General features: G+C 48.9%; 26 protein-coding genes. 10 read left to right on the top strand and 16 right to left on the bottom strand.

Annotated features, from left to right (window positions below):
- Window positions 1-141 precede the first annotated feature (141 nt).
- Both pyrF and yciH read left to right on the top strand, forming a co-directional pair.
- A complete protein-coding gene (gene pyrF / locus LVQ77_RS01690) occupies window positions 142-879 on the top strand; it encodes an orotidine-5'-phosphate decarboxylase (protein ID WP_232903495.1) in 738 nt (245 codons plus the stop codon).
- A complete protein-coding gene (yciH, locus tag LVQ77_RS01695; RefSeq protein ID WP_151993608.1) occupies window positions 879-1205 on the top strand; it encodes a stress response translation initiation inhibitor YciH in 327 nt (108 codons plus the stop codon). Before pyrF ends, yciH begins: the two co-directional genes overlap by 1 nt.
- Before the next feature lie 138 nt (window positions 1206-1343).
- Here the strand turns inward: yciH and osmB are convergent, their stop codons facing one another.
- From osmB to LVQ77_RS01715, 4 genes are all read right to left on the bottom strand, one after another.
- Window positions 1344-1562 (bottom strand): osmotically-inducible lipoprotein OsmB, encoded by a 219-nt coding sequence (osmB, locus tag LVQ77_RS01700; RefSeq protein ID WP_034455440.1) that lies wholly within the window; start codon window positions 1560-1562, stop codon window positions 1344-1346.
- A gap of 264 nt (window positions 1563-1826) precedes the next feature.
- A complete protein-coding gene (yciT, locus tag LVQ77_RS01705) occupies window positions 1827-2585 on the bottom strand; it encodes a DNA-binding transcriptional regulator YciT (protein WP_232863637.1) in 759 nt (252 codons plus the stop codon).
- 43 nt (window positions 2586-2628) lie between these two features.
- Complete coding sequence (locus LVQ77_RS01710) at window positions 2629-5061, bottom strand: formate C-acetyltransferase/glycerol dehydratase family glycyl radical enzyme (protein WP_232903496.1); 2433 nt, start codon at window positions 5059-5061, stop codon at window positions 2629-2631.
- 4 nt (window positions 5062-5065) lie between these two features.
- The gene (locus LVQ77_RS01715) at window positions 5066-5965 is read right to left on the bottom strand and encodes a glycyl-radical enzyme activating protein (RefSeq protein ID WP_232863639.1); all 900 of its coding nucleotides are present in this window, start codon (window positions 5963-5965) and stop codon (window positions 5066-5068) included.
- A 131-nt stretch (window positions 5966-6096) separates the two neighbouring features.
- Between LVQ77_RS01715 and fsa the strand changes: the two genes are divergently transcribed.
- Entirely contained in the window at window positions 6097-6759 is a 663-nt protein-coding gene (gene fsa, locus LVQ77_RS01720; protein WP_232903497.1) for a fructose-6-phosphate aldolase, read from the top strand.
- A 27-nt stretch (window positions 6760-6786) separates the two neighbouring features.
- On the opposite strand, the gene yciZ is transcribed toward fsa, so the two are convergent.
- The gene (gene yciZ, locus LVQ77_RS01725; RefSeq protein WP_034455445.1) at window positions 6787-6969 is read right to left on the bottom strand and encodes a protein YciZ/DeoL; all 183 of its coding nucleotides are present in this window, start codon (window positions 6967-6969) and stop codon (window positions 6787-6789) included.
- A gap of 220 nt (window positions 6970-7189) precedes the next feature.
- Between yciZ and LVQ77_RS01730 the strand changes: the two genes are divergently transcribed.
- On the top strand, window positions 7190-8059 hold the full coding sequence (locus LVQ77_RS01730) for a crotonase/enoyl-CoA hydratase family protein (RefSeq protein WP_064511617.1): 870 nt from the start codon (window positions 7190-7192) through the stop codon (window positions 8057-8059).
- A 107-nt stretch (window positions 8060-8166) separates the two neighbouring features.
- On the opposite strand, the gene LVQ77_RS01735 is transcribed toward LVQ77_RS01730, so the two are convergent.
- Window positions 8167-9057, bottom strand: a complete 891-nt coding sequence (locus LVQ77_RS01735) for a LysR family transcriptional regulator (protein WP_232903498.1) — start codon at window positions 9055-9057, stop codon at window positions 8167-8169.
- Between the two features lie 88 nt (window positions 9058-9145).
- Between LVQ77_RS01735 and LVQ77_RS01740 the strand changes: the two genes are divergently transcribed.
- Complete coding sequence (locus LVQ77_RS01740) at window positions 9146-9520, top strand: carboxymuconolactone decarboxylase family protein (protein ID WP_232903499.1); 375 nt, start codon at window positions 9146-9148, stop codon at window positions 9518-9520.
- A 32-nt stretch (window positions 9521-9552) separates the two neighbouring features.
- On the opposite strand, the gene pdeR is transcribed toward LVQ77_RS01740, so the two are convergent.
- From pdeR to fabI, 4 genes are all read right to left on the bottom strand, one after another.
- On the bottom strand, window positions 9553-11544 hold the full coding sequence (gene pdeR, locus LVQ77_RS01745; protein ID WP_232903500.1) for a cyclic di-GMP phosphodiesterase: 1992 nt from the start codon (window positions 11542-11544) through the stop codon (window positions 9553-9555).
- Between the two features lie 299 nt (window positions 11545-11843).
- Complete coding sequence (locus tag LVQ77_RS01750) at window positions 11844-13778, bottom strand: exoribonuclease II (RefSeq protein ID WP_232903501.1); 1935 nt, start codon at window positions 13776-13778, stop codon at window positions 11844-11846.
- 100 nt (window positions 13779-13878) lie between these two features.
- The gene (locus LVQ77_RS01755; RefSeq protein WP_232903502.1) at window positions 13879-15039 is read right to left on the bottom strand and encodes a CMD domain-containing protein; all 1161 of its coding nucleotides are present in this window, start codon (window positions 15037-15039) and stop codon (window positions 13879-13881) included.
- A 226-nt stretch (window positions 15040-15265) separates the two neighbouring features.
- Entirely contained in the window at window positions 15266-16057 is a 792-nt protein-coding gene (fabI, locus tag LVQ77_RS01760; RefSeq protein WP_064558757.1) for an enoyl-ACP reductase FabI, read from the bottom strand.
- Between the two features lie 282 nt (window positions 16058-16339).
- Between fabI and LVQ77_RS01765 the strand changes: the two genes are divergently transcribed.
- The gene (locus LVQ77_RS01765; RefSeq protein WP_232863646.1) at window positions 16340-16750 is read left to right on the top strand and encodes an SRPBCC family protein; all 411 of its coding nucleotides are present in this window, start codon (window positions 16340-16342) and stop codon (window positions 16748-16750) included.
- Window positions 16751-16801: 51 nt separating this feature from the next.
- Here LVQ77_RS01765 and sapF read toward each other — a convergent pair whose 3' ends face one another.
- The 6 genes from sapF to pspF all read right to left on the bottom strand — a co-directional run bounded on the left by sapF (window position 16802) and on the right by pspF (window position 23237).
- Window positions 16802-17608 (bottom strand): putrescine export ABC transporter ATP-binding protein SapF, encoded by an 807-nt coding sequence (gene sapF / locus LVQ77_RS01770; RefSeq protein ID WP_064558754.1) that lies wholly within the window; start codon window positions 17606-17608, stop codon window positions 16802-16804.
- Window positions 17608-18600, bottom strand: a complete 993-nt coding sequence (gene sapD, locus LVQ77_RS01775; RefSeq protein WP_232863647.1) for a putrescine export ABC transporter ATP-binding protein SapD — start codon at window positions 18598-18600, stop codon at window positions 17608-17610. Before sapD ends, sapF begins: the two co-directional genes overlap by 1 nt.
- A complete protein-coding gene (gene sapC / locus LVQ77_RS01780; RefSeq protein WP_134182414.1) occupies window positions 18600-19490 on the bottom strand; it encodes a putrescine export ABC transporter permease SapC in 891 nt (296 codons plus the stop codon). The genes sapD and sapC overlap by 1 nt, the downstream gene beginning before the upstream one ends.
- A complete protein-coding gene (gene sapB, locus LVQ77_RS01785; RefSeq protein WP_151993594.1) occupies window positions 19477-20442 on the bottom strand; it encodes a putrescine export ABC transporter permease SapB in 966 nt (321 codons plus the stop codon). The genes sapC and sapB overlap by 14 nt, the downstream gene beginning before the upstream one ends.
- On the bottom strand, window positions 20439-22079 hold the full coding sequence (sapA, locus tag LVQ77_RS01790) for an ABC transporter substrate-binding protein SapA (protein WP_232903503.1): 1641 nt from the start codon (window positions 22077-22079) through the stop codon (window positions 20439-20441). The genes sapB and sapA overlap by 4 nt, the downstream gene beginning before the upstream one ends.
- Before the next feature lie 174 nt (window positions 22080-22253).
- Window positions 22254-23237, bottom strand: coding sequence for a phage shock protein operon transcriptional activator (gene pspF / locus LVQ77_RS01795; RefSeq protein WP_232903504.1), 984 nt, complete (start codon window positions 23235-23237; stop codon window positions 22254-22256).
- Window positions 23238-23410: 173 nt separating this feature from the next.
- Here pspF and pspA point away from each other — a divergent pair, with 173 nt between their 5' ends.
- The 4 genes from pspA to pspD all read left to right on the top strand — a co-directional run bounded on the left by pspA (window position 23411) and on the right by pspD (window position 25007).
- The gene (gene pspA, locus LVQ77_RS01800; protein WP_034455458.1) at window positions 23411-24082 is read left to right on the top strand and encodes a phage shock protein PspA; all 672 of its coding nucleotides are present in this window, start codon (window positions 23411-23413) and stop codon (window positions 24080-24082) included.
- A gap of 62 nt (window positions 24083-24144) precedes the next feature.
- Entirely contained in the window at window positions 24145-24372 is a 228-nt protein-coding gene (pspB, locus tag LVQ77_RS01805) for an envelope stress response membrane protein PspB (RefSeq protein ID WP_034455459.1), read from the top strand.
- The gene (gene pspC / locus LVQ77_RS01810) at window positions 24372-24731 is read left to right on the top strand and encodes an envelope stress response membrane protein PspC (protein WP_064511602.1); all 360 of its coding nucleotides are present in this window, start codon (window positions 24372-24374) and stop codon (window positions 24729-24731) included. The genes pspB and pspC overlap by 1 nt, the downstream gene beginning before the upstream one ends.
- A gap of 45 nt (window positions 24732-24776) precedes the next feature.
- A complete protein-coding gene (pspD, locus tag LVQ77_RS01815; RefSeq protein ID WP_064511601.1) occupies window positions 24777-25007 on the top strand; it encodes a phage shock protein PspD in 231 nt (76 codons plus the stop codon).
- The last annotated feature ends 77 nt before the right edge of the window (window positions 25008-25084 follow it).

Here is a 25084-nt window from a genome sequence, read left to right on the forward strand (position 1 = left end):
CTTATAAAAATCACCTCTGCATCGAGTTAATTATGCCTCGCAGGGTGTAATGGCAACTGTAATTTTGTGTGTACCACGAGTAGAATGCTTGCCGTTTATCTCTTTGCGGCGCAGTGCTGTCCAACATCAGAAGGTTTAGCCATGAATTCAACTGCATCATCATCCTCCCGTGTTGCCACCGATTCTCCTATTGTCGTCGCACTTGATTACGATAATCGTGATAAAGCCTTAGCATTCATCGATCGCATCGACCCACGTGATTGCCGTCTAAAAGTGGGCAAAGAGATGTTTACTCTGTTCGGACCGCAACTGGTGCGAGATATTCAGGTGCGTGGTTTTGACATATTTCTCGATCTGAAATTTCACGATATTCCGAATACGACGGCACATGCAGTTGCCGCTGCGGCAGAACTCGGTGTCTGGATGGTGAACGTTCATGCCAGCGGTGGATCACGTATGATGACGGCTGCACGTGAAGCTCTGCTGCCATTTGGCAACGATGCGCCATTACTGATTGCTGTGACTGTTTTGACCAGCATGGAAGCAAGCGATCTGGCCGATCTCGGCATTGCTGCCACTCCAGCTGAACACGCTGAGCGCCTGGCCCGTTTGACACAAAATTGTGGATTAGATGGTGTGGTTTGTTCTGCTCAGGAAGCTGTGCGTTTCAAGAGTGAATTGGGCCAATCATTTAAGCTCGTTACACCAGGCATTCGCCCGGTTGGAAGCGATGCAGGCGATCAGCGCCGCATCATGACTCCGCAGCAAGCACAAACGGCAGGTGTAGACTTCATGGTAATTGGGCGCCCGATCACCCAATCTGCAAATCCGTCTCAGACCCTGCGTGATATCCGCGCTTCATTGCTGCAAGGTGAATGATGAAAGACGATAACAGCCGTTTAGTTTACTCAACTGAAACAGGTCGTATTGATGAGCCTGCATCGGCTCCCGTTCGCCCAAAAGGTGATGGGGTTGTGCGGATCCAAAGACAAACCAGTGGCCGTAAAGGCAAAGGTGTTTGTTTGATCACCGGTATTGATGCGGATGATGCTGAACTTGCCACATTAGCTGCTGAACTTAAGAAAAAATGTGGTTGTGGTGGTTCGCTAAAAGATGGTGTTATTGAGATTCAGGGTGATAAACGCGATCTGATTAAATCGCTGCTGGAAGCTAAAGGTATGAAGGTAAAATTAGCAGGTGGTTGATTCGTTTAAGATATAATACAAATAATCAGGCCACGGTAAATATACCGTGGCCTTTTATTATGACTGCTGAAAGTCAGACCTGAATATTAAAGATTTTATAATTTGTAAAAGCATTTATGCTTTTTCTGGTATCAAGCTTTATTTACCTACTTGATGACCGATAATACCACCTACAGCTGCACCACCTAACGTACCCAATGCACTACCGTCAGTTAAGACAGCGCCACCAACAGCGCCGGCACCTGCGCCAATCGCTGTGTTACGGTCACGTTTGGACCAGTTGGAGCAGGCGCTCAGAGATGTAGCAACGGTTAAAGCCAGCACAACGGCAGCAATTTTTTTGTTATTTAAGGTCATAATACTTTCTCCTGAATTATTGATTCACGGAAATAGTCTCTGATTAAGTATAGTGGCAATTAACCAACTTAAAGAGCGTTCCGCGAAACTGCATGACGATATAAGACCTAAAAGATAACCACAGTGATTGTCACTTCCTGTTATATCGCTGATAAATATTCTAATTTGTATTGGAAATAACAATAGGTAAATAATCTTAAAGGATAGGCAGGATAATTCTGATAAGAGAACTGCCTGCTGGGCCGCAGGCAGCTAAAAAGATTCTCAGGCGATCGGGAATTGTTTAACAATATTCACCTGTATCCCTGTGTCCTGCAATTGTTGACTAGCGACTCCGCTAAGCGCATCGTCTGTAATGACGCGGTTAATGTGCGAGATCGGGCCGAGAGTGTATGGGTGCATAGCACCAAATTTAGAGCTATCAGTCAGTACAATAGTTTCACTACCTTTTTCTAGCACGGTGTTAACCACATCAGCGCGCATCATGTCGCGGCTGGTAAATCCGGTTTCCGGTAAAAAGCCGTCGATACCGATAAATGCTTTGCTGAAGTGCACTTGCTGGATAAATTGCCGCGTCAGAGGGCCAACCATGCTTTCACTTTTCTTCTGGTAAATGCCACCAAGCAACACAACTTCACAATCGGTATCTTTCAAAAGATGCGCAATGTAGCTGCTGACGGTAATCAGGGTGATTTTTTTCTGCTCGGCTAACGCGCGAGCCAGCAGTGCATTGCAACTGCCATTTTCGATAAAAATTGTTTCACCATCGTTTACCAATGTTGCGGCAAAATCAGCAAGATGACGTTTCAACGAATAATTGTTCATCATTCGGGTTTCGACATCTTCACTATCTAGCGGAACGGCATAACCGTGAGCACGTTTCAGGTAACTTTTCTTCTCCAGGAGATTGAGATCATGGCGAATGGTTACCTCTGAAACACCGGTTTTTTTTGAAAGATCGGCCACACTCATGCGGCCTTGATCAATCACCATCTGTAAAATAATTTGTTGTCTGGAGTTCATGTCAGCCAATTGTTAGGCGGCGCATGATGCACCGCCGGTATTATCAAAGTGTATGTTCAGTACGGGCTATAATATCATCCTGCGCGTCTGGAGATAAGGCAGTAAAGAAAGCAGAATAACCTGCTACGCGCACCACCAGGTCACGATACTTATCAGGATGTTGTTTGGCATCAATCAGTGTTTCACGGGAAACAATGTTGTATTGAACATGCCAGCCCTTATGCGCTTCAAAGAAAGTACGCAGCATTAGCATTAATTTTTCACGATCGCGTGGGTTATCTAATGTTGCCGGATTCAGCTTCTGGTTAAGCAACACGCCGCCCAAAATCTTACTGGTTGGCAATTTGCCGACGGAGCTAATAACCGCTGTTGGGCCAAGACGGTCGGTGCCTGAAGCCGGGCTTGCACCTTCTGCCAGTGGCGTTGTTGCTTTGCGCCCATCAGGTGTTGCCATAGTTGCAGCACCAAACGGTACGTTCGCTGATATCGATGAAGTACCCGCATAGTAAGTTCCGCCGATAGGGCCACGGCCAAAACGAGTATTGTGATACTGCTTCAACTCGTCAATATAGGTTTGGTAAGCTCGAGCTAACAGTAAATCAACCTCATCTTCATCGTTGCCATATTTTGGCGCGCCATTTATCAGACGCTGGCGTAGCTGTTCACCTGTCAAACCCTCAAAGTCATTGGCCAGTGCTTCAGCAAGCTGTTGTTGGCCAATCGCTCCTTGTTCGAACACCAATTTTTTAACTGCTGCAAGGCTGTTTCCAAGGTTGGCAATACCGACTTGCAGGCCAGAAACCCAGTCATATTTTGCGCCACCTTGCTTAATGCTTTTACCACGCTCAATGCAGTCATCCACAAGGGCTGAGCACAGAATGTCGTGAGCATTTTCTTCCAGGACCGTATCCACAACACACTCAATTTCTATGGATTTCTGGGTGTAATACCGAATTTGATCATCCCAGGCATTCATCACCTGATCAAACTGTGTGAAGTTCCCTGCTGAGAGTGCATGTTCTTGCGGCAGGAAAACTTTACCGCTGGTAGCATCGTGACCATGTTCGAGTGCAGCCAGCATGACCCGGGCAAAATTAATGAAACTCATACCAGTGCAGCGGTATCCCCATTTGCCGCCAACAGCTGTTTCGATACAGCCAATTGCTGCATAGTCGTACGCATCTTCACGACTGACACCAAGTTTAATGAACTCTTCAATCACGATTTCATCGTTGTTAAATGCAGGCATCCCGAAACCACAGCGAATCACCTGAACGCAGGCATCAAGGAAGTCATTACTCATTCCAGCATGATAACGCACACTCAAGTTCGGCTGCGTTGAGCGTAACTGCCCACATGATTCAAGGATGGCGTATGAAAGTGGATTCACCGCATCCACAGCTTCACCATTAACCAGTGTCTGGCCACCAATGGTGACGTTTTGGTAAAGCGGGCTGCCGGCAGAGGCTTTGGAGTGCGAACCAGAGCGGATTTTGTTCACTTCCAACAATTTCAACCAACAGCTTTGCAGGAGTTCGATAGCCTGGTCGCGACCTAAGGTTTGTTCAAGTTCGACATCACGGCGATACCACGGATAGAGGAATTGATCGAGGCGGCCAAAAGATACGGAGTGACCGTTAGATTCTATCTGCAATACCAGCTGTATGAAGTAGCTCAACTGCAAAGCTTGCCAGAATGAGGTTGGTTTATGATGAGCAATGTGTTCGCAGTTTTCAGCAATGGCTAGCAGCTCATCACGGCGTGCCACTCGTGACTCAGTGCTCGCCATATCTTTGGCGAGCGCCGCGTAGCGTAGAATATGCTCGCTTAATGCAACGAAAGTAATATCAATAGCTTTCAGGAATTGCTCTTTGTGCAGATCTTCCCAGTCGGTCAGATGTAGACGCGAACGACGTTCGGCTACTTTTGCACGTAAACCATCAATGCCTAATTCCAGCAACAGTGGGAAGTTGACCGCCAGATGCGCATCGCCTGAAGTCATATTTCCTTCGGCTTTAATGATGCCACTCGCCAGTAACTCCTTTTGCTCGTCGGTGAACATTCCGTAGCAGCGATCCTGTACGGTTTGCCCACGCCACCATGGGCAAATTTCATGCATCACCGCTTTATCAGCATCTGAAATTGAGAAACCAGCACCAGGGCGGTCGCCCAACTCATCAATTTCAGTTTCAATCCATCCCACGGTGTATTCAGGGAAGAATGGTGCCCCGCGAACGTGGCTTGCCTGGTTACCAACGATCAGTTCATCGTGCTTAATCCAGATAGTGCGCTCAGCAAGGTGGTGGGCGAGCGCGAGAGCGCGGCGCACAGGTAATGGTTTATCCTGATGCTGTTGATAAATCGCTGTGTAATGTTGCGCACGCTCAGTACAAACTGGTGGCTTAACGATATGAATCAACGCTTCTTTATGGTCTTTGATTCGTTGGCTTAAGGTGTTCAGGTTCAGTTGGGTCATCGGTTTATCCTCTTATCCAGGCGGTCATCCCTTTTTGGCTTGCGTACTGCTCAGCAAACTGCAGCAGTTCTGGCGCATCAAGGGGTTGGTGCGCGGCCAGATAAGGGATATTCAGGAGCTTGTATTTGTTGATACCTAGGGTGTGGTAAGGCAAAAAATGAATCGCTTTCGCACCGATTTCATCGGCGGCAAAATCAGCGATCGCGCGAATTGATTGCTCGTCTGCATTAAAATCGGGGATCAACGGCACACGAATCGTCATTTGTACGTTGCGTGCGGCCAACTTGCGGAAGTTGTCCATTACACGTTCGACGCTGCCGTCGGTCCATTGTTTGAAGCGCTGTGCATCAACATGCTTAAGGTCGGCGAGCAGGAGATCCAGATGGTTAATCGACGGCTCTATGTATTTCCACGGCACATAAAGGCAAGACTCAACGGCGGTATGAATTCCTGCCTCTTTGCTTCTACGCAGCAGTTGCTCAGCCATTTCAGGCTGCATGAATGGTTCGCCGCCAGAAAGCGTAATTCCACCAGCGCTGCGGTCGTAAAATGGTTTGTCGCGGAGCACTTTCTGCATGATCACATCAACACTTTGTGTCTCACCGCATACGCTTAATGCCTGAGTAGGGCAGCAATCCGTTAACGTGGCCATATCGTCAGTCGAAAGCTTTTCACGCGCGATGATCAAAACGTCATCAATACGACTAATTGCATGTGGTGCTGTCTGTGGGCAAAGATCGCAACCAGCAAGGCACAGACGCTCGTCAAACAGCACATCCTGCCCACGAGCACGGCTTTCAGGGTTCTGGCACCAGCGGCAGCCCAGAGAGCAGCCTTTAAGGAATACGACTGTGCGAATCCCTGGACCATCATGTGTTGAGTAACGTTGGATATTAAATATCATAAGCCCGCCTTAATCTTCTTTCGTAAAGTAGATTACTTTCGAATGAAAGTTTTATTGATTTTGATCAGATAAAGAACAGACAGTGGCGTTATGATGTCGGCAATGAGATAGATGACCAATCCGGAGAGTTTATGGAACTGTATTTAGATACTGCTGACGTTGCCGCAGTGAAGCGCCTGGCGCGTGTTTTGCCGTTACAGGGCGTAACAACCAATCCCTCCATCGTCGCCAAAGCGGGGATTTCTTTGTGGGAAGTACTACCAGCCTTGCAGGATGCATTAGGTGGTAAAGGCAAACTATTTGCTCAGGTCATTGCCGCGCAGGCTGATGAAATGGTGAAAGAGGCTGAATTACTAGTGAAGCGTGTCCCGGGTCTTGTTGTGAAAGTCCCTACCACGGTAGAAGGTCTGGCGGCGATGAAGCAGTTGAAGGTAATAGGCATTCCGACGCTGGGTACTGCGGTATATGGTGCAGCTCAAGGATTGCTTGCCGCATTAGCTGGGGCTGAGTATGTTGCGCCGTACGTCAACCGCCTGGATGCGCAGGGTGGCGATGGTATTCAAATGGTGCAGGATTTACAGCAGTTGCTGAAGCTACACGCCCCACAATCTAAAGTTCTGGCCGCTAGTTTCCGTACACCACATCAGGCAATGTCATGCCTGCTGGCAGGATGTGAAGCAATTACGCTACCTGTTGATGTCACTGAACAACTGTTAACGACACCGGCCGTGAATGCTGCGATTGCAACTTTCGAGAAAGACTGGCAAGGCGCATTTGGCTCATTGAGCCTATAAAAAAGCCGGTTTTCACCGGCGTTAGATTCAAATCTCCCAGGGCGACTTTTTCAAGTCGCCTTCTTTTATCTCTTCACCATTAGCGATATTCAGCAATTCCGTTTTCAGGATTTCCAGATTGTTAATAGCAGACGCATGATCGCCTCCCACCAGAATATCCAGCACGGTATCAATACGTTTTGCGAGTTGCAGAGGGTCCACTGAAGGCATAGTGCGTCCTGGTCAGTTGCGGAAAAGTGTTGCCTTCATAATGCAAAAAAAGGTCTGGAAAGAGAAGGCTCAATTGGGAATTTTTACCCTTACACATCAATCAATTATTGAACAACATATAAGTAATAATTATTAAACAGTCCGATACATTCATCCAGGTGCGGTAGTGGATTAGTCTGATCCTGCGTGTAACGCGCTTTCATAACATGAGGATAAGATAATGACAGTAATTAACCAGCCAACCTGCAAATTGTTCACGGACACTACTCGATTCACCCAGTTGTCGGGTTATTACGAGGCAGAACGTCGCACTGTGTGGATGATGTTAAGAGCGCAGCCCCGTCCTTGCTTCAACCATAAGCTAATCGAAGAAATTATGAACCTGCGGTATCTGGTTCAACAGGAGGGTTTTGTGGTTGATTTTTGGGTGACCGGTTCTCTGGTGCAGGGAATGTATAACACCGGCGGCGATTTGGGCTTTTTTGTTGAATCAATACAGCAGGGGCGTCGCGAGGCATTGCGTGCGTATGCCAGGGCTTGTGTCGACTGTGTCCATGCAGCTTCACGAGGGTTTGATAGCGGTGCAATTAGCCTTGCGATGGTTGAGGGCAGTGCATTAGGTGGGGGATTCGAAGCAGCATTAGCACACCATTTTGTGCTGGCACAACGAGATGCCCGTCTTGGTTTCCCGGAGATTGCTTTTAACCTCTTTCCAGGCATGGGGGCCTATTCGCTGGTTGCACGCCGCTCAGGCATGAAACTCGCAGAAGAACTGATTTATAAAGGAGAGTCTCACACCGCAGAGTGGCATCAGCAGTTTGGTCTGGTTGATGAACTGTTTGAACCCGGCCAGGGTTATCTTGCTACTCGTACTTTCATTGATACATTGCAGCCTAAACTGAATGGTGTTCGGGCTATGTTGCGTGCCCGTCAGCGTGTACTTCAACTGCCTCGCTCGGAGTTGATGGATATCACCGAAGACTGGGTTGATGCAGCATTTTGCCTCGAAGCTAAGGATATCGCTTATATGGAAAGGTTAGTGCAAATGCAAAATCGTCACAGCGCTACAGCTTTGCGTAAAGCCAGTTAACACGTGAGCTAACGCTCGAATACGGCTGTGGGCAGTGGCCTGGTCAATAAATAATCCTGCCGTTTGTTGACGCCATTCTTCTGAAGAAAGGCGTCTTCTTTCAGGTGTTAACGCCTCAGCAACTCAAGAAATGCCTGCAAAACAGGTGAATCATTTTGTTTATCCCAGGCAACGCCAATACCCATCGCCAGATGATGAGTCTCTTCCTTCAGTTTACGGAAAATAACGCCTTGTCGTTTGATGCACTGCAACGATGAAGGGACCAGAGCAATACCTTTTCCTTCCGCAATAAGCCCGAGCATGATGTGATGATCTTGCGGTTCTGGAATGATATGAGGCTTGAAATCAATCTTGTGGAAAAACGCCTGGCAGTAATCATAAAAACCGGGATTTAACTTCCGCTCGAACCAGAACATCGGTTCGTCACGAAGTGAGTCAAAACTGATGAAGCGTTTGTGCGCAAGTTTATGACCTGCGGGCAAAGTCACCACAAGTGGATCTTCTAAAGTTTTTTCAACAGCCAGGCCTTGAACGTCCGTGTGCAAGCCGATAAATGCCGCATCCATCGTCCCTTTTTTGACTTCACGAATGAGATTGATTGAATGATCTCCTGATGTGTGGATTTGCCAGGCAGGAAAACGTTGGCGCAAGGCCTCTGTCACATCAGGGATTGCACTTCGTTCGAACACTGTTGTGTAACCAACAACAAATTTCCCCCCAATGTTACTTCGCATCTCTTTTACGACGGCAATCGCTTTTTCTGCCTGAAGGAGTGTGCGTTTCACTTCTGGTAAGAATGCGGCCCCCGCTTCGGTGAGGGTGACACCCTTCTTGCTACGAAGAAATAACTGCACTCCGAGTTGGTCTTCGAGTTGCCGAATTTGCCTACTTAGTGGAGGCTGAGAAATATGCAGACGCAATGCGGCACGACTGAAATTGAGCTCTTCACTCACAGCCAGAAAATAACGAAATTGTCGTAAATCGATGGATTCGTTCATACCAAAAAGGTATCACAAAAAGGGTATTGGATGCGTTGCTCAGTAAAATTTAGAGTTCGTTCACTATTCAATAGAAGAGGGTTCCAAAATGGAAAGTGAACGTTATCTACGAGGTCTGGAAAAATTAAAAGAGGTTGATGGACATGCTGGTGAAAATGTCATTAAGAGCCTGAGTGATATAGCACCGGATTTTGCGCGTCTGCTGATTGAATTTCCATTTGGTGATATCTACTCAAGACCAGGCCTCGATTTAAAAGCCAGAGAAATTGCTGTTGTTGCAGCACTGACCGCACTTGGAAATGCGACGCCACAGCTTAAAGTCCATATCCAGGGGGCGCTGAATGTTGGCTGTTCGGAACAGGAAATTATTGAAGTTATCATGCAAATGGCGGTGTATGCAGGGTTTCCTTGCGCGTTGAATGGTCTATTTGCGGCGAAAGAGGTTTTTGCACAAATAAAATAGCCAGGTTTCCCTGGCTCATTTGGTCGCAGAGCTTATCGCGCCGTTCTGGCCAGATAGCGTTTTAACCAACGTTCGAATACGGCTGCGGGCATGGGCTTCGCAAATAAATACCCTTGCCGTTCGTTGACGCCATTCTTAGTCAGGAAGGCGTCTTCTTTTTGGTTCTCAACCCCTTCGGCGATGACCTGTAAATTAAGCGCTTGGGCAACTGCAACGATTGCACGCACCAGCGATTGAGACACCGACTGCTTATGAATATCGCGTACGAAACTTTGGTCGAGTTTTATCGCGTCGATCGGGAAGCGGGCAAGTTGCGAAAGTGAGGAATAACCTGTCCCAAAATCATCTAAATGCACCTGGGCACCCAAGCGGCTGAATTGTTGAATTACCGAAAGTGCAAGGTCTTCATTTTCAATCAGGCAGCTTTCTGTAAGCTCTACATCAATCGGGCAGTATTCAAAATTAAGATCTTTCAGCGCTTGTTTCAGATCGCTGAAGATTGTTTGATCGGCTAACTGGCGGGCAGAAACGTTGACTGCAACGCGTAAATTAATGCCTTTATCACGCCATTTCGCCACCTGCTGAACCACACTTAACATCACCCATCGCCCAAGAGGCACAATTAACCCGGACTCTTCTGCATAAGAGATAAAATCCAACGGTGGAATCAGCCCACGCTCCGGCGATTGCCATCGCACCAGTGCTTCCAGACTTCTGACTTCACCTCTCCAGGTCATTTTAGGCTGATAGTGAATAACAAGTTGGTCGTTATCGAGCGCTTTACGTAAGTTGGTGTCGAGCCACAAGTACTCAAACACACGTTGATTCATTTCTGGAGCAAATACGCAGAACTTGCCACGACCACTCTCTTTGGCGGTATACATCGCGGTATCAGCATTCCGAATAAGACTTTCACGGTCTTCACCATGTTGCGGAGCCAGCGATATACCTAACGAGCAGCCGGAATAAACTTCAATCAAACCAATGCGGAAGGGCTGTTTTAGTCGCGCCAGAATACGCGACGACATGGCTTCGAGCGTTGCCTGAGAGGTGTCAGTGGCGAGAACAATAAACTCATCTCCACCCAAGCGCGCGAGTATCTGTCCTTCATCAAGGCAACTTAGAATCGCTAATGACACCGCCTGTAATAGCTGGTCACCGAACATGTGCCCGTACGCGTCATTCACTTTTTTGAAGTTATCAAGGTCGAGATAAACGATCCCTACCTGGGTTTCACCACGGTTTTCAATCGCGGAGGAGATTAAATCATTGATGGCATTACGATTTGGTAGGCCGGTGATGGTGTCGGTGTTCGCCAATACGCGCAGACGCTCCTGAGCACGGCGTTCTTCAGTGATATCAGTACCAGAACAGATCAAATAGATTTCATTCTTACCGCTGCCGCTATGGACAAATTTGTTGCGAAACAAAAACAGCCGCTGGCCTTTACGGGTTTTTATCCAGCGTTCGACTTCGTAAGAATTTCCGTTACGAAAGAATCCGCTAATATTGCGTTTGGAAGCGGCGGCCTCACTACGGCTCATAAACAATTTAAAAACGTTTTGGCCAATAACTTCTTGTTCTTTAAGACCGGTATACTCCTCGCTCAAACGATTGAAGCGTTGAATATTGCCTAATCTGTCGAGAATAACGATGACAGAGTTTGCCTCCGAGACGACCTGTTCCGCGAATGAGAGCCCTTGCACCAAATCTCGGGCAACAGAAGGGGTGTCATCCCAGGCAGATGCCGAACCCGCCCATTCTTTTTTTGATACCTTACGGCCCACTAAATGTACGGAAACTTCACTACCAAATAATGAAATCGACATAGTGACGCTTGAGGTTATTACCGTCATTTGGCGGATTTGTTCCGCCTGCTCGGGTTCAAGAGCGACCACCTGGCTGATATCAGAGCTTTCGCTAGCGGCTAATTGCAGAGCGTTGCTATCGTTTGGTAAACGCCAGTATGGGCTGGTTGTCCCTAAATAACGGTAGAGCAGATTTTGCTCCAAATCGTCTTTCATGCTCTCTCCTGAACAGGGCCCGACATAGCGTGTCAGTCTGTTATTCATATTAGCAATATAAACCGATCTTAAAGCGACAACAGTGAGTTAAAGACATTGTTTTTGCAGAAGATGTGAAAAATCTGAATGTTCCGCACGTTGTTGACAGTTTTTCCTGACTTATAACCAGCAGAAAACGAGTTGTGGTTCTAATCATTTTCTGGTTGTGATTATGATCCTAAGTGTATTCACAATAAAAAAAGAACAAAAAAAAGCTGAGCACGAGGCTCAGCTTTTAAATTTAAATGACTAACTAACCGTCAGATTGCTGGACGCGCGATCACACTACGAGTTTCCATACGAACCTCTGCGATTGTCACATCAATGACATCTGTCACTTTGTAAGCCACTTCGCCGTTAATTTGCACGGTTCCTGGCTCCTGGCTGCATACCATCTCATCGCGGACAGCATGGATGAATGGGGCAGGGATAAAGGCAACAGCGCCATTTTCAATCAGACGTACGCGCATACCGCCACGGCTCACATCAATGATCTCTGCACTGAAACGAGTATCCGTTCCGGCTTTGTCACTCAAGAAGCGAGCATACAGCCAGTCACCGACATCGCGTTCAGCCATGCGGTTCAGGCGACGGCGCTCAGCCATCTGTACTGTAATTTCGTCTTGTGGACGGGATGCTGTTTCACCTTTGATTATCGCTTTCAACAGGCGATGATTGATCATATCGCCGTATTTACGAATCGGTGAAGTCCAGGTCGCATAAGCCTCCAGACCCAGGCCGTAATGCGGGCCTGGCTCAATGCTGATTTCAGCAAACGACTGGTAGCGACGAATACGAGTGTCAAGGAAGGAGGTTGGCTGCGCATCAAGCTCACGGCGTAATTTGCAGAAGCCGTTTAGTGTCAACACTTCTTGCGCATCTACTTCAAGGCCGTGACCTTGCAGCATAGTCGCCAGCTGTTCAATGTTTGCCGGGTCGAAACCGGTGTGGACGTTATAAACGCCGAATCCCAATTTCTCGCGCAACACAATGGCCGCACAGACGTTAGCCGCAATCATTGATTCTTCAACGATGCGGTTAGCGATGCGACGTGATTCCGCAACGATATCCAACACTTCGCCTTTCTCACCTAATACAAAACGGTAATCAGGGCGGTCTTTGAACACCAGCGCGTGGGTACGGCGCCAGTCGGCGCGGCTCAGGCAGACGCGTTCCAACAGACGGATTTGTTTAGCGATAGCATCACTCGGTGGCTGCCAGTCGCCTTTTTCTTCTAACCAGTCGGATACAGCGTCATAGGCCAGTTTGGCTTTGGATTCGATGGTCGCAACAAAAAAGTTAATCTCATTTTCAATGCTGCCATCTTGCGCGATAACCATGCGGCAGGCCACAACCGGACGCGTCACGTCAGGGCGCAGTGAACATAAATCGTCAGACAACTCGCGAGGCAACATTGGGATGTTAAAGCCCGGCAGATAGTTGGTGAAGGCGCGGACTTTAGCAATATTGTCGAGTTTACTGCCTTCAGCAATCCAGGCGGTCGGATCGGCGATAGCTACGGTGAGTTGTAATTTGCCATCGGCAAGTTCTTCAACAAACAGCGCATCGTCCATGTCTTCGGTGCTGACGCTATCAATGGTAACGAAATCCAGGGCGGTTAAATCTTCACGCACCAGGCCTTCGTCCAGCATTTCTGTCGCCACGCCGTCTGGCGCTTCACGCTCAAGATTGTGGCGTGACAGTGTCACCCACCATGGCGCAAGGTGATCGTCACCAAAGGTGATAAATTGTGTTAGGTCGGCGTAGAAAGCGCGGTCGCCTTTCAGCGGATGGCGTTTCATTTCCGCGACTGCCCAATCACCATTCTGGAAATCATGCGTGACATTGCGGTCAGCACGACACTGAATCGCATCACGCAGTAACGGGTGATCCGGAACGATAGACAGACGGTCGTCTTTACGTTGTACACGACCAACAAACCGGCTGAGGAACGGTTCGATAAGCTCTTCTGGCTCAGCGGTTTCGCGGTCCTTGTCGGTATGAATCACCGCGCTCACGCGGTCGCCGTGCATCACTTTTTTCATCTGCGGCGGCGGAATAAAGTAACTTTTTTGGGAGTCCACTTCGAGGAAGCCAAAGCCTTTTTCCGTGCCTTTTACCACGCCTTCAACGCGTGGAGTTTGGGAGTGCAGTTGCTGTTTAAGCTGCGCGAGCAGCGGGTTATCCTGGAACATGTTTTTTAGTTTTCGTGGCCAAAAGAGCGGCTGACAGTTTTACGCGAAACCACCCTTTGCGGCAAGCGCTGTTTGCCGCAAAGGTACGTGCTATCAATGTCTAGCGAGTATTGCCAAGCCCAATTTTCAATCGGTTTAACCAGCCGTACAACCCTGAACTCACCAGTAATTGCAAAGCTTCGCCTTCGCTAAAACCCTGTTCGAATAAAGGTTGAAGCTGGGCTGCGCTAAAACTTCCAGGTGCGCGAATTAATACGCGGACAGCCTGGATTATCGCGCGTTCACGTGGGCGGTTATGGCTCCAGGCTTGTATCGCTCTTTCACCATTGCGCATTGCTTCAGGTAAACCACTTTCTCCACGCCATGCTTTTGCAAAATCCGTAAAACAACTGACGCTTCCGTTAATACGAGCGGTCAACAGACCAACCAAAATCTGATCATCACAGGCTTGAGCATTCGGAGGGAGTAGTAAATGAGTCATCTGGCCGAATAGGGAAAATGCCGTGGCATCGTGAAGCAGTAGCCAACTCATCTCTTGCAAGATATTTTGCGGTAGGCAGTCGTTGTGTACGTCCAGTTGCAGTGTGTTTGCGTAGCGTAGCTCAACTTCAGGCAAACCTGGTTGCCACTGCTTATCACCATCAAGGAATAACTCGGTAGGGGCATCCTGCTGCGTATCAAGCCCTGGTAACCAGCGTACTGGCAAGCTTTGTAGTGCCTGGAAAACTGCAATCACGCGAGCCTGAAAACCGATAAAGCCAATCAACTGGTTAAATGTCACCATATCATTTACTGAAAGAGCAACCTCATCAAGTTGCTGACGCGAGACATCATCAATCAGCGTCGGTTGGCTGGCCAACTGGCGGGCGTATTGGGTGATTTGCGTCAGACGGCGGTTACTTTCGCGCGATGAGTCAGGACCTGGTTGGGGGGCTAGTCGAGCTGCGTAATGATTACAAAGACGTTGAACACCGTAGACCTGTGCGACAGTGAGCGCGGTACTTAAGCGGTCATAGCAACTCAGCGTATGTAAGCGGGTCACAGGGCTATTTTCAGGCAACAAACATTCACTAATATCACGTGCAGCCGAAAGCCACGCGTACTCAGAGGTGAGTTGGTCAGCGCTAAGGTTCAAATCAAGTAAAAAACGATCTTCGAGAAACGCGGCTTCGGGAACTAACGGAAGCACAGCGGCATCGTTACGGCTGGACTGGGTTTCATGGTACCAGTGGCCTTTGCCTGAGATTCGGCGTTGTTCCATGGTCATTCCTTGGTCAAAGAGTTTACAAGCCCGGGGAAAACACCTGACGGCCTGGTTTGCTGCTTTATCCTGGCGTAAGCGCGGGAGGTGACAAAAGAATGATCGGTGATAATAAATATCGGAAAAGTATAACTACGTGAGGAATTTCAGAATTAACAGGCAAGATTGTGGGTGAGGCGAGGGAGTTAACGGGGCAGACAGACGCCTGCCCACGTTATGAACCGAACTAGTCTTTCAGTTCCAGTTCGTTCATTGCAGCGATGCTGAAACCGCCATCAACGTGTACCACTTCGCCAGAAATACCGGCAGACAGGTCAGAACACAGGAACGCTGCGGAGTTACCCACATCTTCGATGGTCACAGTGCGGCGAATTGGGGTAACCGCTTCGCAATGCGCCAGCATTTTACGGAAGTCTTTGATGCCGGATGCCGCCAGAGTGCGGATTGGGCCAGCAGAAATACCGTTCACACGCACACCTTCTGGACCCATCGCGTTTGCCATATAGCGCACGTTAGCTTCCAGAGATGCTTTAGCCAGGCCCATTACGTTGTAGTTAGGAATAGCGCGTTCTGCACCCAGGTAAGACAGAGTCAGCAGTGCTGAACCAGGATTGAGCATTTCACGGCAAACTTTTGCCATCGCAACAAAGCTGTAGGAGCTGATGTCGTGAGCAATTTTGAAGCCTTCACGGGTAACCGCATTCACGTAGTCGCCATCTAACTGGTCGCCAGGTGCGAAACCGATAGAGTGAACGAAACCGTCAAATTTCGGCCAGCTTTTCGCAAGCTCAGCAAACATCGCTTCGATGCTTGCATCTTCTGCAACGTCGCACGGCAGAACCAGGCTTGAACCCAGATCTGCAGCAAACCCTTCCACACGGCCTTTCAGTTTTTCATTCTGGTAAGTGAAAGCGAGTTCAGCACCTTCGCGGTGCATAGCCTGTGCGATACCGTAGGCAATGGAGAGTTTACTGGCGACGCCAGTGATCAGAATGCGTTTACCGGTAAGAAAACCCATAGCTTTGAATCCTTATAGTTTCTGCTAATTTTATGACTTTATAATCATCAAGTTGACGATGACTAGTCACAATTTTTCAACACGAAAGTGAAATTATATCCCACTCAACGGCTGTTGTGTCAGGTTATTTTTTTACGCTGAACGACTGGTTATCGCGTCACCAAAGGTCTGAACAGATGGTTGTGTGGAGGACGTGGCGGACGCATTGCCGACATGCCTGATGGATACTATGTTTTAGGGTGTTAATTCGCACTTGCCTGGTAAAATAATCACCGGAGATAAATGATGAAAATCACTGTTGAAACGCAGGTTCATGCACCCATTGAGCAAGTCTGGGATACCTACAATAACCCGCAAGATATTGAAAAATGGAATACTGCTTCGGCAGACTGGCATACCGTCAATGCAGAAGTAGATTTAAAGCCCGGAGGAAAGTTTTCATCACGAATGGAAGCGAAGGACGGCAGTATGGGGTTTGATTTTGCAGGTGTTTATACCCACATCATTCCGCATAAATTGATTGAATACACTTTTGGTGACCGGGAAGCGAAAGTCGAATTTACTAAGCAGGAGGGCGGTGTGAAGGTATATCTCGAATTTGACCCTGATACTCAATACCCCGTCGAGCATCAGAAAAATGGTTGGCAGGCTATTCTGGATAATTTTGCCCGCTATGTTGAAGCGAAAAAATAACGTGTTAAGGGTGGATCATCGCGAACGGTATCCACCCTTAATATGTTGGCTTTACCGATCTTTTCGCCACGCATCTGCTGTCAACGCTTCGCCGAAATGGCTGGCGATCAGGCGTTTGGTAAGGTCATGAAGCGGTGAGGCAAGAACTTCAGCGGTGCTGCCACGCTCAACGACTTCGCCCTGGTGCATCACAATCACTTTATCGCTGATGTGTTTCATCATGCCGATATGCTGGGTCACATAGATATAGGCAATGCCCTGTTTTTCCTGTAGCTCAAGCATCAGGTTAATCAGTTGCGAACGCATCGACATATCAAGAGATGCCAGCGCTTCGTCGGCAATAATCACTTTGGGACGCAGGATTAACGCGCGCGCCAAACCCAGACGCTGTTTTTGCCCGGGAGCCAGCATATGCGGGTAGTAGCTGGCGTGATCGGGAAGCAAGCCCACCATTCTCAGCGTTTCAATAATCTGCTTGTGACGCGCTTCTGGCTCAAGGTTGGTGTTCAGGCGCAGTGGGAAATCGAGGATCTGCGAAATACGCTGGCGCGGGTTCAGCGACGTGCTTGGATCCTGGAAAATCATACGTATATGCTGGCTTCGGTAAGTATAGTCACCGTATTGCAGCAAATGATCGTTAATTAGCACTTCGCCAGTGGTGGGCTCAACCATCCCGGCAAGCATTTTTGCAAGTGTCGATTTGCCAGAGCCGTTTTCGCCGATAATCGCCAGCGTCTGTTTTTCACGCAAAGTGAAACTCAGCGGTTTTACGGCATCAACATGCTGGCGCTGGAATAAGCCGGTTCGATAGCGAAACGTTTTACTTAAATTTCGAACTTCGAGCAGCGTTTCGACCATTACTGACTCTCCATATTCAGCGGGAAGTGACAGGCATAAAGATGTGTCTTTGCCCCCATCAAGCGAGGTGTTTCAATACATTCACGCTGTGCATAAGGGCAGCGAGGCCCCAGTCGGCACCCCATCGGCAACTGTTCCAGTAAAGGAATCGCACCCGGCATGGTATTGAGGCGGCTTTTATGCGGCATCGGGCTGCCAAAATCAGGAATCGCGCGGATAAGCGCCTGTGTATAAGGGTGGTGCGGGGTGGCAATCAGCTCTTCACTAGTTGCGCTTTCCACGGTTTGCCCACAATACATGACGTTAATTTTATCGGCCCATTTGCTCAGCATCTGCAAGTCATGGCTGATCAGCAAAATCGTGGTGTTGTTGTACTGATTTAACCGCGTCAGTAGTTTGAAAATTTGCAACTGCGTGGTTGGTTCCATCGCGTTGGTTGGCTCATCGGCAATTAACAAACGCGGTTGGTTGGCAAGGGCGATGGCTATCATCACCTTTTGACATTCACCGTCAGTCAGCTCGTAGGGATAGCTACGCATCGCATCTTTATGATCTTTAATCCCCACACGGTGTAATAACTCAATGGCCCGGCGTTTGCGCCAGCCAAACCGTTTCCACCAGCGGCCTTTATAGGTCCAGCCGGGAATGTTTTGCATTAGCTGACGTCCGACACGTTCTGATGGATCCAGACACGACTGTGGTTCCTGGAAAATCATCGAAACGTTGTGGCCGACCAGCCGACGACGCTCGCGTGAACTCAGGCGCAGTAGATCGATGTCATCAAACCGCATACGGTCGGCGGTGACGCGCCAGTTGTCTTTGGTGACGCCGCAAATCGCTTTGGCAATCAGACTCTTTCCTGAGCCGGACTCGCCTACTAAGCCACGAATTTCCCCTTCATTCAGAGTCATACTGACGCGGTCGACGGCTTTTACCCAACCTTCGGAGGTCATAAACTCGATGGTCAGGTTTCGAATATCAAGTAATGGCATTATTGCACCCCCGCATTGATTGCGCGGCGTAAACCGTCGCCAAGCAGGTTGACCAGCAACACACTGATCATGATAGCCACTCCAGGCAACATTACTGTCCACGGAGCGACATAAATCAACTCCAGTGCGTCACCCAACATCGAGCCCCATTCCGGTGATGGGAGTTGTGCCCCAAGGTCCAAAAATCCTAGTGCAGCGATATCCAGAATCGCCATGGATAGCGCACGGGTAATCTCAGTCACCAGAATCGCCGCCGTATTCGGCATCACCGCAAACCAGAGAATATTCAGTGTCGATGCACCATCAAGGCGTGCGGCAACCACGTAATCTTTTTCCAGCTCGTCGTGTACAGCGCTATAAACAGAACGCACCATCCGCGGGAGCAGGGCGAGCCAGACGGCAAACATAGCGTGCAACAAATGTGGCCCGACAAACGCCACGACAATAATTGCCAGCAGAAGCGATGGGATCGACAACAGCGTATCGAGGATATGGTTGAGTACAGCAGAGCGAAGGCCATGCGTTGAACCGGCAAACACGCCCAAAATAATGCCGCATACTGCTGCAGCAAGCGTAACGACAAACGCACCGCCAACTGTTGGTGCGGCACCGCTTAACAGACGGCTCAATACATCACGCCCCAGGTCATCTGTCCCCAGGAAGAAAGAGACATCGCCATAGCGTGACCATGAAGGCGGTAACAGTTGATAACCCAGGAACTGTTGGTCGATGCCGTAAGGTGCAAAAACCCCACCAAAAATGCACAGCAGTACTAAAGCGCCACAACCATATAGGCCGATCATCGCCGTAGTATCGCCGTAAAATTTTCGCCATGTCAGGCGCAGAGTGCTCGGCGGGCGCTTCTCGCGATAGACGCTATCGTAAGGCATACCATTCCTTATGTGTCAGAGGGTTTGCCATGGCACCCAAAATATCGGAAATAACGTTCACGATGATTACCAATGAGCCAATGACCATAACGCCAGCAGAAATGGCCGTGTAGTCTTGTTGGCGAATTGCGTTGATAAGCCAGCGTCCAAGGCCCGGCCAACTGAACACAACTTCAGTGATCATCGCCAGAGTTAACATGGTTGAAAATTGCAGGCCGAGGCGTGGAATGACCGGAGGCAACGCGTTGTGCAGCACATGACGATGAAGAATTGTCAGGCGTGATAAACCTCGGGTTGCAGCTGCCTTAATATAGTTTTGGTCAAACACTTCAATGGTGCTTATACGCATCAGACGCACCACTTCAGTGGTCGGTGCGACGGCTAATGCCACCACTGGCAGTACCATGTGACGTATGGCGCTGACGATCATCTCTTCGCGATATGGAGAGTCCGATAGCCAGGCATCAACCAGCGCAAAACCAGTCACTGATTTCACTTCATAAAGCAAATCAAAGCGTCCGGAAACGGGCAACCAGCCTAATGTTAGCGAGAAAAACATCGTTAGAAGCAAGGCTAGCCAGAATACAGGAATAGAAAAACCAACCAGTGCCAGAGCGCTTATCAGCCGGTCTTGCCACTTATTGCGCATAATACCGGCCAGCATTCCCACCGGAATACCTATCAGTAACGCCAGGCCAAATGCCAGGATGCACAGTTCCATAGTGGCAGGGAAAACAATACGCAGCTGTTCATTGATCGACTGACCGTTAATGCTCGATACGCCGAAATCCCAATGCATAATACTTTCAAACCAGAAAACCCACGCATTCCACAGTGATGCACCTTGCAGTGGGGCATGAGGGGTAAAATAGTTGAGGCTAAAACCGATAAAGGTCAGAAAAAACAGCGTCACCAGCAGCAATAGCAGGCGGCGCAGAGTGTAAATAATCATGGTTTTTTCACCTCAACATTCTCGCGGGAAACACCCGCAAACGATGCATTACCAAACGGACTTAGCACCAGCCCTTTCATGTCGTAGCGATAGGCTTGCAAGCGCAGTGATGACGCCAGTGGCAGCACGGGCAATTGTTCGGCCAGAATGTCCTGAGCCTCGCGGTAAGCTTCAATGCGAGAGGCCAGTTGCTGAGACGACAACGCTTTTTGCAGCACTTCATCAAACTTAGGGTCACACCAACGAGCATAGTTGGTCTGCGATCGGATCGCGGCGCAACTGAGCATGGGGCGGAAGAAACTATCAGGGTCGTTACTGTCTGTTGCCCAACCTGCAAGCGTTAAGTCGTGATTCATATCCATTAAGCGAGCTTCCTGGAAACGGCCTTCGACGGGAACGATAATGACCTTCACCCCAATTTGCGCCATGTCCGCCTGGATAAGCTCTGCCGTTTTCAACGGGCTTGGGTTCCATGCCTGAGAGCTAGTTGGAACCCATAGACGCAATTCAAGGTTGTTAAGTCCGAGCGCTTTTAATTGCTGGCGAGCTTTCTGCGGGTTGTATTCGGTAATTTTGGAGTCGCTGTCATAAGCCCAGGAAGCACGAGGCAAAATAGAGGCGGCTGTTTCGGCTGTACCATAGTAAATCGACTGCATCAGGCGTTGGTTATTGATGGCCAGTGCCAATGCATGACGTACTGCAGGGTTATTCAATGGTGCTTTGTTGGTATTAAACGCCAGATAAGCAATGTTCATTCCCGGACGCAAAGTAAGCCGCAATCGCGGATCATCACGTAAAATCGTCAGCTGGCTGGCTGCAGGATAGGCCAGTACATCGCATTCGCCGGTAATCAGTTTCGATAAACGTCCTGTACCACCTGAACCCAGATCCAGAACAACTTGCGGCATTAATGGAACACCGCGCCAGAATTTCGGATGGCGTGCGAGGCGAATATATTGCCCCGCGCGATATTCACTTATCTGGAATGGCCCTGTGCCAACCGGCTGACGGTCCATTAACTCCTGACGGTCGGCCTTAGTCAGTTGATCTGCATATTCTGCAGACATCACGGATGCGTAATGTGTAGCCATATGCCACAAGAAAGAGGCATCCGGCTTTTCCAGTCGAAACTCAACGGTGTTGCTATCAAGCTTGCGAATACTTTTTACTGAGTCCGGGAATTGAAGGCTATCGAAGTAAGGGTAGTTGCCGCCGTTAACGTTATGCCACGGGTGTTTACGATCAAACACTCGTTGAAAGCTGAAAACCACATCGTCGGCATTGAGTGCGCGAGTAGGTTTAAACCATGGGGTGGTCTGGAACTGAACATTCGAGCGCAGATGAAAACGATAAGTCGCACCGTTATCCAGTACTTCCCAACTCTCGGCCAATTCTGGCACCAGGCGATAAGTGTACGGATCAACATCCAGCAGCCGGTCATATAGCTGTGCGGCAAGGGTGTCCACAGTCAAACCACCGCTGGCCATCTGCGGGTTAAAAGTATTGACCTGACCGCTGACACAATAAACAAATCCGCTGTTACGGATATCGGCTGGCTTTTCAATAGGTGTTGCAGCAAATGCCGCGCCACTCAGGCAGCTAACCGCCAGTAACAGGGAGGAGACAATTCCGCGCATAAGTTTTTGAGTTTTCTCGGGTGATAGCCAAAGTGTATCGCACTCTGGAGGGCTTCCCAAAATATGTCAGGCTATTTTGCTTTTTTTATAAACAAAGCCTGCAAAAAAGGCGGGGAGATGCTGTTTTTTGCAGCGTTAGTGGCCTTCGCAGAGACTAAAAACTCAATCTGATAGCTATTCAGATAGCATAATTTGGTGCTTTTTCAGTAAGGCGCGCAGTTGATGATAAGTGAGCCCGAGCAAATCAGCGGCTTTACGCTGGTTGTATTTCGCCTGCTTGAGGCTTTGTTCAACGAGTGTTTTCTCTTGATCATTTTGCCAGGCGCGTAAATCCATTGGCAAGGTTTGTTGCTGCGATTCGCTACTTTTTACAATAGTTACAGGTTGCCGCGCAAAGGGATCGAGGATGATTTCATCGACAGGTTCCTCACTGGATCCATGGCGATAAACCGAGCGTTCCACCACGTTTTTTAACTCACGGATATTGCCCGGCCAGGCATAATTCATCATTGTTAATTGCGCTTCTTCGGTAAATCCAGGAAATAGAGGGAGCTGCAATTCGCGACACATAGTGATCGCAAAATGTTCGGCCATCAACATGATATCGGGTTGACGCTCACGTAGCGGGGGAAGTGTCACCACATCAAATGCCAGACGGTCGAGTAAATCAGCGCGGAATTTCCCTTCTTCAGCAAGTTTTGGCAGATCGGCGTTGGTCGCACAAACTAATCGCACATTGACCTGCAACGGCTGGCTGCCACCAACACGCTCCAGCTCACCATATTCCACCACGCGTAACAGTTTTTCCTGCACCATCATGGGGGCGGTTGCCAGTTCATCAAGAAACAACGTACCGCCGTCGGCGCGTTCAAAGCGGCCTGGATGACGCTTCTGAGCACCGGTAAAAGCCCCAGCCTCATGTCCGAATAGCTCTGAGTCCAGCAAGTTGTCGTTGAGTGCCGCGCAGTTCAGGGAGATAAATGGCCCTTGCCAACGGCGCGAAAGGAAGTGCAAACGGTTGGCAATCAACTCTTTGCCTGTTCCACGCTCGCCAATCACTAACACCGGTTTCTCTAGTGGTGCCAGGCGGGAGACTTGTTCCAGCACTTCAAGAAAGCTGTTTGCTTCGCCAATCAGGTTATCTTTGCTATCTGCCATGATTAAATTAACCAATAGTTAGTGAATATCACCACTATAAACGTTATGTGTAATGAGTCAAATTTAATCATTATGTTTAAAATCAATAAGATAAAAATTTGGCACGCCGCTTGCAATATTCAATTCGAGCAAGGTGCCGGGCACCTGAAATAATGACTAAAGAGGATTGAATTATGGGTATTTTTTCTCGTTTTGCCGACATCGTGAATGCCAACATCAACTCACTGCTCGAGAAAGCAGAAGACCCACAGAAGTTGGTGCGCCTGATGATTCAGGAAATGGAGGACACACTCGTTGAAGTGCGCTCTACCTCGGCTCGTGCGCTGGCTGAAAAGAAACAGCTTTCTCGTCGTGTAGAACAAGCGACCGCACAACAAGCAGAATGGCAGGAAAAAGCCGAGCTGGCATTGCGTAAAGATAAAGAAGATCTGGCGCGTGCGGCATTGATCGAAAAACAAAAAATGACCGACCTGATCGCCACCCTGGAAGATGAAGTGGTGCATGTCGATGAAACCCTGGCGCGCATGAAAAAAGAGATTGGTGAGCTTGAGAATAAACTCAGCGAAACCCGCGCGCGCCAGCAGGCGTTAACGCTGCGCCATCAAGCAGCCTCTTCTTCACGCGATGTTCGTCGCCAGTTGGATAGCGGCAAAATCGATGAAGCAATGGCTCGTTTTGAATCTTTTGAACGCCGTATTGACCAGATGGAATCAGAAGCGGAAAGCCACAGCTTTGGTAAACAGAAAAATCTCGATTCACAGTTTGCTGAACTGAAAGCCGATGACGAGATCAGCGAACAGCTGGCTGCGCTGAAAGCTAAAATGAATAACCAGGAACGTGGGTAATTCACTTTAACTGCGGCGTGCATGGCGCGCCGCAGCTGGCCTGACTTGTAAAAGGAGTACACATGAGCGCGCTTTTTCTTGCCATTCCGTTAACCATATTTGTGTTGTTTGTCGCCCCCATCTGGCTGTGGTTGCACTACAACAACCGTGCCGCGAATGGCGGGCAGCTCTCTCAGGGCGAGCAACAGCGGCTGGCGCAGCTAACTGATGAATCACGCCGTATGCGCGAACGTATTCAGACGCTGGAGCAGATCCTTGATGCAGAACATCCGAACTGGAGAGACAAATAATGGTGAACTCAATTTCCGGTCGTAAATTGTGGCGTATCCCTGAAAAAGGGATGGTGAAGGGGGTTTGCGCGGGTATCGCGCAATACCTTGATGTGCCAGTCAAATTGGTACGCCTGATTACCGTATTAGCGATGATCTTTGGCCTATTTTTCTTTGTGATGGTGGCCTACATCGCACTGACCTTTATCCTTGACCCAATGCCTGCGGGTGCCGACCAGGCAACTCCTCAACCGACTACGCGCGATTTGCTCGACGAAGTAGATGCTGAACTTGCGGCAGGGGAGCAGCGTTTACGTTCTATGGAACGCTATATAACCTCTGATACCTTCACGTTACGTAGCCGTTTCCGTCAGCTTTAATGTTCTCTATGGGGGCGATTGCCCCCGTTGTAATCGGGAGAAACCATGTCTAAATTCCAGACGGCTGCGAACAAGGCTAAGCCGGGCCTGAAAATTGTCGGTAAGTTAGTATTGCTGACCGCCCTGCGCTACGGCCCTGCAGGCGTCGCGGGTTGGGCAGTTAAATCCGTAGCGCGCCGTCCATTGAAAATGCTACTGGCGCTAACCCTTGAGCCCCTGCTGGCACGAGTACTGCGCAAAATTTCTGCTCGCACTCAAGGTGGCACTGCAAAGTAATCTTTTCTCCACACTTTTGATTTTCAATTCATTTGCCATTGATTCGGTATTAACTACCCATATTTATTACAATCAGT

It is taken from the genome of Buttiauxella cochleicola (assembly GCF_021282435.1).
Lineage (GTDB): Bacteria > Pseudomonadota > Gammaproteobacteria > Enterobacterales > Enterobacteriaceae > Buttiauxella > Buttiauxella massiliensis.

Excerpts from the sequence above, each read along its gene's own strand:
- LVQ77_RS01755 (WP_232903502.1), bottom strand. The coding sequence starts at position 15,039 with ATGGAACAACGCCGAATCTCAGGCAAAGGCCACTGGTACCATGAAACC.
- pspD (WP_064511601.1), top strand. The coding sequence starts at position 24,777 with ATGTCTAAATTCCAGACGGCTGCGAACAAGGCTAAGCCGGGCCTGAAA.
- fabI (WP_064558757.1), bottom strand. The coding sequence starts at position 16,057 with ATGGGTTTTCTTACCGGTAAACGCATTCTGATCACTGGCGTCGCCAGT.
- pspC (WP_064511602.1), top strand. The coding sequence starts at position 24,372 with ATGGTGAACTCAATTTCCGGTCGTAAATTGTGGCGTATCCCTGAAAAA.
- yciT (WP_232863637.1), bottom strand. The coding sequence starts at position 2,585 with ATGAACTCCAGACAACAAATTATTTTACAGATGGTGATTGATCAAGGC.
- pdeR (WP_232903500.1), bottom strand. The coding sequence starts at position 11,544 with ATGAAAGACGATTTGGAGCAAAATCTGCTCTACCGTTATTTAGGGACA.
- pspF (WP_232903504.1), bottom strand. The coding sequence starts at position 23,237 with ATGGCAGATAGCAAAGATAACCTGATTGGCGAAGCAAACAGCTTTCTT.
- sapC (WP_134182414.1), bottom strand. The coding sequence starts at position 19,490 with ATGCCTTACGATAGCGTCTATCGCGAGAAGCGCCCGCCGAGCACTCTG.
- LVQ77_RS01750 (WP_232903501.1), bottom strand. The coding sequence starts at position 13,778 with ATGTTCCAGGATAACCCGCTGCTCGCGCAGCTTAAACAGCAACTGCAC.
- pspA (WP_034455458.1), top strand. The coding sequence starts at position 23,411 with ATGGGTATTTTTTCTCGTTTTGCCGACATCGTGAATGCCAACATCAAC.
- LVQ77_RS01710 (WP_232903496.1), bottom strand. The coding sequence starts at position 5,061 with ATGACCCAACTGAACCTGAACACCTTAAGCCAACGAATCAAAGACCAT.
- LVQ77_RS01765 (WP_232863646.1), top strand. The coding sequence starts at position 16,340 with ATGATGAAAATCACTGTTGAAACGCAGGTTCATGCACCCATTGAGCAA.
- sapA (WP_232903503.1), bottom strand. The coding sequence starts at position 22,079 with ATGCGCGGAATTGTCTCCTCCCTGTTACTGGCGGTTAGCTGCCTGAGT.
- sapB (WP_151993594.1), bottom strand. The coding sequence starts at position 20,442 with ATGATTATTTACACTCTGCGCCGCCTGCTATTGCTGCTGGTGACGCTG.
- yciZ (WP_034455445.1), bottom strand. The coding sequence starts at position 6,969 with ATGCCTTCAGTGGACCCTCTGCAACTCGCAAAACGTATTGATACCGTG.
- sapF (WP_064558754.1), bottom strand. The coding sequence starts at position 17,608 with ATGGTCGAAACGCTGCTCGAAGTTCGAAATTTAAGTAAAACGTTTCGC.
- pspB (WP_034455459.1), top strand. The coding sequence starts at position 24,145 with ATGAGCGCGCTTTTTCTTGCCATTCCGTTAACCATATTTGTGTTGTTT.
- sapD (WP_232863647.1), bottom strand. The coding sequence starts at position 18,600 with ATGCCATTACTTGATATTCGAAACCTGACCATCGAGTTTATGACCTCC.
- yciH (WP_151993608.1), top strand. The coding sequence starts at position 879 with ATGAAAGACGATAACAGCCGTTTAGTTTACTCAACTGAAACAGGTCGT.
- fsa (WP_232903497.1), top strand. The coding sequence starts at position 6,097 with ATGGAACTGTATTTAGATACTGCTGACGTTGCCGCAGTGAAGCGCCTG.
- LVQ77_RS01730 (WP_064511617.1), top strand. The coding sequence starts at position 7,190 with ATGACAGTAATTAACCAGCCAACCTGCAAATTGTTCACGGACACTACT.
- LVQ77_RS01735 (WP_232903498.1), bottom strand. The coding sequence starts at position 9,057 with ATGAACGAATCCATCGATTTACGACAATTTCGTTATTTTCTGGCTGTG.
- osmB (WP_034455440.1), bottom strand. The coding sequence starts at position 1,562 with ATGACCTTAAATAACAAAAAAATTGCTGCCGTTGTGCTGGCTTTAACC.
- LVQ77_RS01740 (WP_232903499.1), top strand. The coding sequence starts at position 9,146 with ATGGAAAGTGAACGTTATCTACGAGGTCTGGAAAAATTAAAAGAGGTT.
- pyrF (WP_232903495.1), top strand. The coding sequence starts at position 142 with ATGAATTCAACTGCATCATCATCCTCCCGTGTTGCCACCGATTCTCCT.
- LVQ77_RS01715 (WP_232863639.1), bottom strand. The coding sequence starts at position 5,965 with ATGATATTTAATATCCAACGTTACTCAACACATGATGGTCCAGGGATT.